General features: G+C 69.7%; 6 protein-coding genes. 2 read left to right on the forward strand and 4 right to left on the reverse strand.

Annotated elements, in window-relative coordinates; genetic code table 11:
* The first annotated feature begins 97 nt into the window (after positions 1-97).
* Positions 98-313 (forward strand): SymE family type I addiction module toxin, encoded by a 216-nt coding sequence (locus ACTHN1_RS17960; protein WP_440472285.1) that lies wholly within the window; start codon positions 98-100, stop codon positions 311-313.
* A 44-nt stretch (positions 314-357) separates the two neighbouring features.
* Here ACTHN1_RS17960 and rlmKL read toward each other — a convergent pair whose 3' ends face one another.
* From rlmKL to ACTHN1_RS17980, 4 genes are all read right to left on the reverse strand, one after another.
* Complete coding sequence (gene rlmKL / locus ACTHN1_RS17965) at positions 358-2,490, reverse strand: bifunctional 23S rRNA (guanine(2069)-N(7))-methyltransferase RlmK/23S rRNA (guanine(2445)-N(2))-methyltransferase RlmL (protein ID WP_440472286.1); 2,133 nt, start codon at positions 2,488-2,490, stop codon at positions 358-360.
* Positions 2,491-2,584: 94 nt separating this feature from the next.
* Positions 2,585-4,198 carry an ABC-F family ATP-binding cassette domain-containing protein gene (locus ACTHN1_RS17970; RefSeq protein ID WP_440472287.1) on the reverse strand — a complete coding sequence of 538 codons (1,614 nt, stop codon included), beginning with the start codon at positions 4,196-4,198 and terminating at the stop codon, positions 2,585-2,587.
* Positions 4,199-4,379: 181 nt separating this feature from the next.
* Positions 4,380-4,919, reverse strand: coding sequence for a hypothetical protein (locus ACTHN1_RS17975; RefSeq protein ID WP_440472288.1), 540 nt, complete (start codon positions 4,917-4,919; stop codon positions 4,380-4,382).
* Positions 4,916-5,407 carry an MOSC domain-containing protein gene (locus ACTHN1_RS17980; RefSeq protein WP_440472289.1) on the reverse strand — a complete coding sequence of 164 codons (492 nt, stop codon included), beginning with the start codon at positions 5,405-5,407 and terminating at the stop codon, positions 4,916-4,918. Before ACTHN1_RS17980 ends, ACTHN1_RS17975 begins: the two co-directional genes overlap by 4 nt.
* 88 nt (positions 5,408-5,495) lie before the next feature.
* On the opposite strand from ACTHN1_RS17980, the gene ACTHN1_RS17985 reads away from it, so the two are divergent.
* Positions 5,496-6,062: an N-acetylmuramoyl-L-alanine amidase gene (locus tag ACTHN1_RS17985; RefSeq protein ID WP_440472290.1), complete on the forward strand. Its 567-nt coding sequence runs from the start codon at positions 5,496-5,498 to the stop codon at positions 6,060-6,062.
* The last annotated feature ends 215 nt before the right edge of the window (positions 6,063-6,277 follow it).

The raw sequence follows: 6,277 nt of genomic DNA on the forward strand, positions 1-6,277 counted from the left end.
TGCCGGGGAAAGCTGGGGGCCGTCTAGCGGCGGTGTTGAAGTACTCGGTCGCCTCTTTCAACAGGGGCGCGGTATCAACGAACCGCTAGGAGCCAAGATGGCTGGTCAATCACGGAAGTTTCCCCGGCAGCGCCAACTCAAAACCGGCTACGCCTATTACCCCCACACCGGCAAGGGTCGGCCCACCCCGCCCTTCCCCTCCCTGCGCCTGCAAGGCCGCTGGCTGGAGCAGGCGGGATTCTCGATTGGGCAGACCATCCGGGTGCGCATACGCGCCGGCCGGCTGGTGCTGGAGCCGGTGAAGTCGGATTGATGGGTGTGGCCGTCGCCCCGGGTGCGGGGCGACGGTGTCCGGACTCAGAAGGGAGTGAGCTTCCAGCACCTATGGATGCGGGCGTTGCGCTCGAAATCCGGGGGGATGGTCTGCGGGGTGATGTCTTCGCAGCGGGCGAAGGCGGCGATTTCGTTTTCGTCCAGGCGGAAGCGGCGGAAGTTGTTGCTGAAGTACAGCACGCCGTTGGGGGCAAGCCGGGCGACCGCCGCGCGCAGCAGGCGGACGTGTTCCTTCTGGATGTCGAAGTCGTCGGCGCGGGCGGAGTTGGAGAAGGTGGGCGGGTCGCAGAAGATCAGGTCGTATTCGCCCTGCTCGGCTTCCAGCCAGCGCACGGCGTCGGCCTGCACCAGGCGGTGCTGGGCGCCGCCGAACTGATTGCCCGCCAGGTTGCGCGCGCACCATTCCAGGTAGGTGCCGGACAGGTCCACGCTGGTGGTGGTGGCCGCGCCGCCGACGGCGGCCTGCACGCTGGCGACGCCGGTGTAGCTGAAAAGGTTGAGGAAGCGCTTGCCGCGCGCTTCCTGGGCCATGCGCCGGCGCAGCGGGCGGTGGTCCAGGAACAGGCCGGTGTCGAGATAATCGAACAGGTTGACCTGCAGGCGGGCGTTGTTTTCCCGCACCCACAGGGTCTGATCCTTCTGGTCGAAGCGGCCGTACTTGCTGCCGCCCTTGCCGCGCGCGCGCGACTTGATCGCCACCCGCTCCGGGGGCGCGGCGAAGACCTCGCGCGCGGCGGCCAGCAGTTCGCTGAAGCGGCGGCGCACGTCGGCTTCCGGAATGCTGGCCGGGGCGGCGTATTCCTGGATGTGCAGGTACGTGCCGCCATCGTTCTCGGCCTCGTACACGTCGATGGCGGCGGCGTATTCGGGCAGGTCGGCGTCGTAGGCGCGGTAGCAGGTGACGTCCTCGCGGGCGCGCCAGCTCTTGAGCTTCTTGAGGTTCTTGCGGATGCGGTTGGCGACCATCTGCGCCCCTTCGCTGAGCGGGCGCGGTTCGCTGCGCTCGCGGGCCGGCGCGGCGACGGGATCGCAGACGATCAGCGCGCACTCGATGGCGCCGTTGAACACCTGGTATTTCTTCTGCGCGCGCAGGCCGGTGGCGTGGGCGAGGTCCGCGTTGCCGCACAGCAGGCTGGCGCGCCAACCCGGCACGGCGCGCTGCAACGCGTCACCGAGCAGGCGGTACAGATCCGCGTCGGCGGCCAGGCGCTCGTCGTAGGGCGGATTGCAGACCACCAGGCCGCCGCCTTCGCCGGGCGCTTCCAGTCGGGCGACATCGCGGGTCTGGAATTGAATCTGTCCGGCCAGGCCGGCCAGGGTCGCGTTCTCGTTGGCGGCGCGGATGGCGCGCGCGTCCAGATCGCTGCCGAAGAAGCGCGGTTGCAGCGCGCGGCGGCCTTCGGTCTCGCGGGCGACCGCGTCGGCGAACAGATCGCGCCAGGCCTGCGCGTCGAAGCCCAGCCAGCGGGTCGGCAACGTGTTGCCGTGGCGTTGCAGGCCCGGGGCGACGTCGGCGGCCATCAGCGCGCCTTCGATCAGCAGCGTGCCGCTGCCGCACATGGGATCCAGCAGCGCGCCACCGGCGTGGTACAGCGCGGGCCAGCCGCCGCGCATCAGCACGCCGGCGGCGAGGTTTTCCTTCAGCGGCGCCTCGTTCTGCTCGCGCCGCCAGCCGCGCCGGTGCATGGGACCGCCGCCGAGATCGATCGACAACGTGGCGCGACCCTTGCGCAGCGACAGGTTGATGCGCACGTCCGGCTGTTCGACATCCACCGAGGGGCGTTCCAGTCCCTGCTGGCGCAGGCGATCCACCACCGCGTCCTTGATCCGCTGGGCGGCGTAGCGCGCGTGGGTGATGGCCTGGCCGGAGACGTGCGCGTCCACCGCGAGGGTGAGTTCCGGGCGCAGATGGTTTTCCCACGCGACCGCCGCCGCGCCGTCGTAGAGCGCCTGCTCGTCCGGGCAGTCGTAGTCGGCGATGGGCCACAGCACGCGGCTGGCCAGGCGCGACCACAGCACGGCGCGCTGGGCGTCGCGCAGCTCGCCTTCGACGTTGACGCCGGCGATGGTGGCGGTGGCGCGGCTGGCGCCCAGCGCCGCCAGCTCGTCGGCGAGCAGGTACTCCAGGCCCTTGGCGCAGGAAACAAAGAACTTCAAGTGGACTCCGAAACTCGGGACGGCGGCGGCGCGAATGGCGTCAATTTTGCCGGATTGGGGGTGGGAACACACGGAAAAGCGGCCCCGCGCGCGCTCAGGCGAGCGAGAGGACCGCGCTTTCCCGGGTGAGGTGCAGGCGATGGGTCAGGTCCAGCCGTTCCAGCAGGGCCTCGTCGTGGGAGACCACGACCAGCGCGCCGCGATACTGGCGCAGCATGCTTTCCAGCGCTTCCAGCCCGGCCAGATCCAGGTGGTTGCCCGGTTCGTCGAGCAGCAGCAGGCCGGCCGGCTGGGCGGCGTACAGCACGCAGGCCAGCGCGGCCTTGAGGCGTTCGCCGCCGCTGAGCTGGCCGCTGGGGCCCTCGACGAGACCGGCGTCCAGCCCCAGCAATGCCAGCCGGGTGCGCAGCGCGGCCTCGCCGGCATCGGGATTGGCTTCGCGCAACTGCGCCAGCACGCTGGCGGCGGGATCCAGCCCGGCCAGGCGCTGGTCCAGCCACGCCACCGGCACGTTCGCGATGCAGCATCCGGCCCATGGCGCGACCTGCCCCGCCATCGCCCGCAGCAAGGTGGATTTGCCGCTGCCGTTGGGGCCGGTGACACCGACGCGCTGGCGGCCGGTGAGGATCAGATCCAGCCCGTTCGCGGTGGCCGGCACGTGCGCCAGCACTGCGCCCTCCATGCGCAGGGCGATGCGATCCTGCGCGGCGCTGGCGTCGGGCGCGAACAGCGCCAGTTCGACGGAAGGTGCCTGCTTGCGTGCGGCGGCGCGCAGTTGGTCGGCGAGTTGTTCGCGCGCGGCCTGCTGGCGGGCGGCGAAGCGACCGGCGCTGGCCTCGCTGCGCGACTTGCGCAGGCCGAGCAGGATCGGCGCCTGGTTGGCGTCGCGCGCGTCGCGGTTGCCGCGCGCCTGCCGGCGTTGCTGGCGTTCCTGCTGCTCGCGCAGCGCGCGCCCCTGGCGCTGCACGGCGGCCTTGGTCTGTTCGAGTTCTCGTTGCGCCTGCGCCTGTTCCCCGGCCTTGCGCGCCGCATAGAAACCGTAGCCGCCGCCGTACGTGCGCAGGCCGAGCGGCGACAGTTCCTCGATGCGGGCGAAGGTGTCGAGCAGGCGGCGATCGTGGCTGATCACCAGCAGACCGTTCTGCCATTGCGCGAGCTGGGCGTGCAGGCGCTGGCGCTGCGGGGCGTCGAGGTGGTTGCTGGGTTCGTCGAGGATCAGGAAGTCGGCGTCGGACAGGAACGCACCGGACAGGGCGACGCGCATCGCTTCCCCGCCGCTGAGCGTGGCGGCGGCGCGATCCGGATCGAGATCCGGCAGGCCCTGCGCCTCCAGCGCCTGTGCGAGTCGCTGGCGGATGTCCCAGCGTTCACCCAGGGTATCGAAGTCGTGCACGGCGGTGCTGCCGGCTTCGATGCGGGCCAGCGCGTCCAGCCACGCATCCACGCCGGCCAGCGAAGCGACGGTGGCGCTGTCGGGCACATGGATCTGCTGCGGCAGGTAATGCACGCGGCCGCTGGCGTTGCGCTTGCCTGAAGTGGGCGCGATCTCGCCGGCCAGCAGGCGCGCCAGCACGCTCTTGCCCACGCCGTTGCGTCCGACCAGTCCGGTGGGACGGCCGTCCAGTTGCAGGTCGAGATCGGAGAACAGGATCCTGCCGTCGGGCAGGGACAGCGACGCGCGGTCGAGCGTCAGGAAAGGATTCGTCATGCGGATTCCATGGGATGCCACGGGAACTCCCTCGGCGCGAAGGCCGGCGGGAACCTGGGCCGTCAAGCGACGGCGGCATCAATGGCGCATGGGCGTGGACACCTGGGACGAATCGAGGCCGCGATTCTAGCGGCAACCTCGTGCGCGGGACCAGACGCGGGCTGAACGCCACGCGCGCGAGTTACAGCGAGGCGAGCAGTTGGCCGAAGGCTTCGGCGGAGGCTTCGACGTGCGAGGACAGGCGATGCGCGTCGTTCACCAGCAGCAGGCGCGCGCGGCGGGCGTGCGCCCAGTCGACCACGAGCTGGGCGGGAATCAGTTCGTCATCCCAGCCGTGGATGACCGAGATCGGTACGGATGCGGCGTCCAGCGCCGGCAGCGGCCCCATGGTGGTGGGCGGGGCCATCAGGAACAGGCCGCGCACGGGCACTTCCAGCGAGATGCGGCCGGCGATGTAGGCGCCGAGGCTGGAGCCCGCCAGCACCAGCGGGCCACGGCTGGCCGCCGCCTGCGCCAGCGCGCGCAGGCGTTCCAGCCGCGTGGGCACGTCGCCGAGCGAACTGATGTCGCGGCGCGCGTCCAGATCGGTGTAGTCGGGGCGTTCGTGGGTCCAGCCCAGGCGCTCGGCGACGTCGGCGAGCGCGGTGACCTTGGTGGCGTCGGGGCCGCTTTCGAAACCATGCGAGAGGATGCAGTGGCCGCGCGGCGAATTCCGGCTCACAGCGCTTCCACCTTGTCGCCCAGGCGGAACACGCCGCCTTCGAGGATGCGCGCGCACAGGCCGCCGTGGCCGCGCATGGCGTTGTAGCCGCCGGGGCCGAGCGCGTCTTCCATGCGCGAGCAGGGATCGCATTCGTCGGTGCCTTCCAGCAGCACGTCGCCGATGCGGAAGCGGCGCTCCTTCAGCGCGATCAGCGGAATGCCGGAAACCACCACGTTCCGCCGCAGCAGCGCCGGTTGCAGATCCGGGCGCGCGGCCAGCGCCGCGATGGCCGGCAGGTGTTCGGCCTGGATGAGGGTGATGCCGCGCTTGCCGCTGCCGCTGGCGTAGCGATCGCCGACCAGGCCGATGCCGGTGACGGCTTCGACCTGCTGCACCGGCACCATCGCCACGTCACGCGCGGGACGCAGACCAATCCATTCAACCTGGCCGGCGCGCGGCAGGCGGGCCATCAACTGGGCAAGCGGGGAATCGGGAGACAGGGGCATGGCGGGCATCCCGCCGCGACGGCCGCGGCGCAGGCCGCCAGTTTACTTGAGCCGCGCGCCCGCATCGGCCCCTGCTAGCATGCGCGGCATGTCCGACGCGCCCCGCATCCTGCCCCATCCCCTGCCCTATGAAACGCGGCTGGACGCGCGTCCGCTGTCGCAGGTGGATCTGGTGGTGATCCACTGCACCGAGCTGCCGGATCTGGCGATGGCGCGCGGATTCGGCGAGGAAATCCTGTACCCGGGCTCGGGCACGGGCAACAGCGGGCACTACTACATCGATCGCGACGGCAGCATTCACCAGTACGTCGCACTGGATCGGGTGGCCCATCACGTGCGGGGGTACAACCCGCGGGCGATCGGGATCGAACTGGTGAACACGGGACGTTATCCGCATTGGCTGGCGAGCGATCACCAGGGGATGGATGAGCCGTATACCGAGGCGCAGGTTGAAACGTTGATTGGCTTGCTGCGCTGGCTGCCTTCGCAGGTGCCGACGTTGCGGTGGGTGGCCGGACATGAGGATCTGGATCGGACGCTGGAGCCGGCAAGCGATGATCCGTCGGTGCAGGTGCAGCGGAAGCGGGACCCGGGACCGCTGTTTCCGTGGGAACGGGTGATGGCTGCGGTGGAACTGGAGCGGTTGAGGCCCTGACGGCATTTTCTTGTAGGAGCGAGGGGAAAAAGGGACCCCAATTGTTTTTGGTTCTGGTTTTTTTTCTTGTTTTAACCCCCCCCCGTTTTGTTTTTATTTATTTCGCTACTTTAAACAATTGGGTTCGGTTGTGTCGTCGCTCCTACAAGAAAATGCCGTCAGGGCCTCAACCGCTCCAGTTCCACCGCAGCCATCACCCGTTCCCACGGAAACAG

It is taken from the genome of Pseudoxanthomonas sp. (assembly GCF_051953815.1).
Classification (GTDB): domain Bacteria; phylum Pseudomonadota; class Gammaproteobacteria; order Xanthomonadales; family Xanthomonadaceae; genus Pseudoxanthomonas_A.

Coding starts and splice junctions, on each gene's coding strand:
- ACTHN1_RS17960 (WP_440472285.1), top strand. CDS start 98: ATGGCTGGTCAATCACGGAAGTTTCCCCGGCAGCGCCAACTCAAAACC.
- ACTHN1_RS17970 (WP_440472287.1), bottom strand. CDS start 4,198: ATGACGAATCCTTTCCTGACGCTCGACCGCGCGTCGCTGTCCCTGCCC.
- ACTHN1_RS17980 (WP_440472289.1), bottom strand. CDS start 5,407: ATGCCCCTGTCTCCCGATTCCCCGCTTGCCCAGTTGATGGCCCGCCTG.
- ACTHN1_RS17985 (WP_440472290.1), top strand. CDS start 5,496: ATGTCCGACGCGCCCCGCATCCTGCCCCATCCCCTGCCCTATGAAACG.